Source organism: Ensifer sp. (assembly GCF_035999135.1).
Classification (GTDB): Bacteria; Pseudomonadota; Alphaproteobacteria; order Rhizobiales; family Rhizobiaceae; genus Ensifer.
This window is the reverse complement of sequence record NZ_DASYGZ010000242.1, coordinates 1-1,992: the sequence shown is the minus strand read 5'-3', so window position 1 is coordinate 1,992 and position 1,992 is coordinate 1. Positions and strand designations below refer to the sequence as shown.

Below are 1,992 nucleotides of genomic sequence, written 5' to 3'. Positions count from 1 at the left end.
AGCACCATGCCCTTTGGCAGGGCGCCGCTCTTCAGGCTGTAGACCAGCGCACCGGTGCCACCGGTCGCCGAGATGCGTTGCGAATAGGCTTCGCCGACCATCGCGTCGGCAAGGCTGCCCGAAGACGGGGTAAAGACGAAGCTGGCGGACGCAACGGTAATCCGATAGCTCGCCTGCGCCACGGCGCCAATGGCGTCCATTGCCGACACCGAGAACGCGAAATCGCCGTCAGCAATCGGCGTTCCGGAAATGGTCCCGCTTGATCCATCCAGCGTCAGGCCGCCAGGCAACGCTCCGGAAGAGATCGCGTAACGATAGGGTGCTGCCCCGCCGCTGGCGGTGATGGTTCGGCTGTAGGAAACGCCGACTGCGGCTGCAGGAAGCGGCCCCGAAACCGGAGAGAACGTCAGGGGCAGCGGGGAAACCGTGACGTCGACCGTAGCCGGCGCCGACGTGCCTGTCGCATTGGTCGCCGTATAGGTGAAGCGGTCGGAACCGAAGTAACCCACGGCCGGCGTGTAGAGGAAGGTTGTGCCGGATACGGACGCCGTTCCGTGTGCCGGTGGGCTTGCAACTGCGATCGATGTGGCCGCCCCGCCTGTCAGGTTTGCAGCAATCACGTTCACCGAAGAGTCCCCCGCGACCACGGCCGTGACCGGACCAGCGACCGGTGCCTGAATAGCCACCGCCAGGCTATAGCTCGCGGCCCCGATCGCCCCATTGGCATCGGTCGCAGTCACGGTGAACGCCGATGCCCCTACCGTCGTCGGTGCTCCCGAAATGCGCCCTCCCGCCGAAAGCGTCAGCCCAGGCGGCAGCGTTCCAGCGGTAATCGCGTAGCCATAGGGCGCCGTTCCATTGGCGGCGGCAACCGTCAGGTCATAGGCTTCAGCAACCGCCGCCCCGGCAAGCGCGCCCGCAGCCGGCGTGAAGACCAGCGTCGGTGCGGACACGGTGACGGTAACGGTCGCCGGTGCAGATGTGCCGGTCGCATTGGTCGCCGTGTAGGTGAAGCTGTCAGCACCGGAATAGCCGGCCACCGGCGTGTAGCTGATCACAGTTCCCGTCGCAGTCGCCGTGCCATGGGCCGGAGCCGTGGCAACCGTCACCGAAGCTGCCGACCCTCCGGAGAGATTGGGCGTGATCGCATTGGCCGACGAGTTGGCGGCAACGGTTGCCGACGTGGCGCCGGCCGATGGCGCCTCTACGGCGACCGCGAGACTATAGCTTGCCGTGCCCGTCGCATTGTTCGCGTCGGTCGCCGTCACCGTAAACGTTGCCGGTCCACCGGCGGTCGGCGTTCCCGACAGGCGACCGTCGGCAGCCAGCGTCAAGCCGGCCGGAAGCGCGCCGCCGGTGACCGCATAGGTGTAGGGCGATGCTCCGTTGGCGGCGGCAATCGTCAGGTCATAGGCGTCGGCAACCGTCGCACCGGCAAGCGCACCCGCAGCCGGCGTGAAGGCGAATGTCGGTGCGGACACGGTGACAGTGACGGTCGCCGGTGCTGATGTGCCGGTCGCATTGGTCGCCGTGTAGGTGAAACTGTCAGCGCCGGAATAGCCCGCCATCGGCGTGTAGCTGATCACGGTTCCTGTCGCGGTCGCCGTGCCATGGGCCGGAGCCGTTGCAACCGTCACCGAGGCTGCCGCCCCACCGGTCAGATTGAGCGGCATGACATTTGCGGTCGAGTTCGCGGCGACCGTCGCGGTCGCCGGACCGGCCGATGGCGCCTGGACGGCAACCGCGAGACTATAGCTTGCGGTGCCCGTCGCATTGTTGGCGTCGGTCGCCGTCACCGTGAACGTTGCCGCTCCATCGGCGGTCGGCGTTCCGGACAGGCGACCGTCGGCAGCCAGCGTCAAGCCGGCCGGAAGCGCGCCGCCGGTGACCGCATAGGAGTAGGGAGCCGCCCCGTTGGCGGCGGCAATCGTCAGGTCATAGGCGTCGGCAACCGTCGCACCGGCAAGCGCACCCGCAGCCGGCGTGAAGGCG

Annotated in this window: 1 protein-coding gene; it reads right to left on the bottom strand. The window is 67.7% G+C overall.

Annotation, left to right across the window (positions count from 1 at the left end; translation table 11 throughout):
• The coding region (locus tag VGO12_RS31965; RefSeq protein WP_327516761.1) for a beta strand repeat-containing protein at window positions 1-1,992 on the bottom strand (1,992 nt) is incomplete at both ends.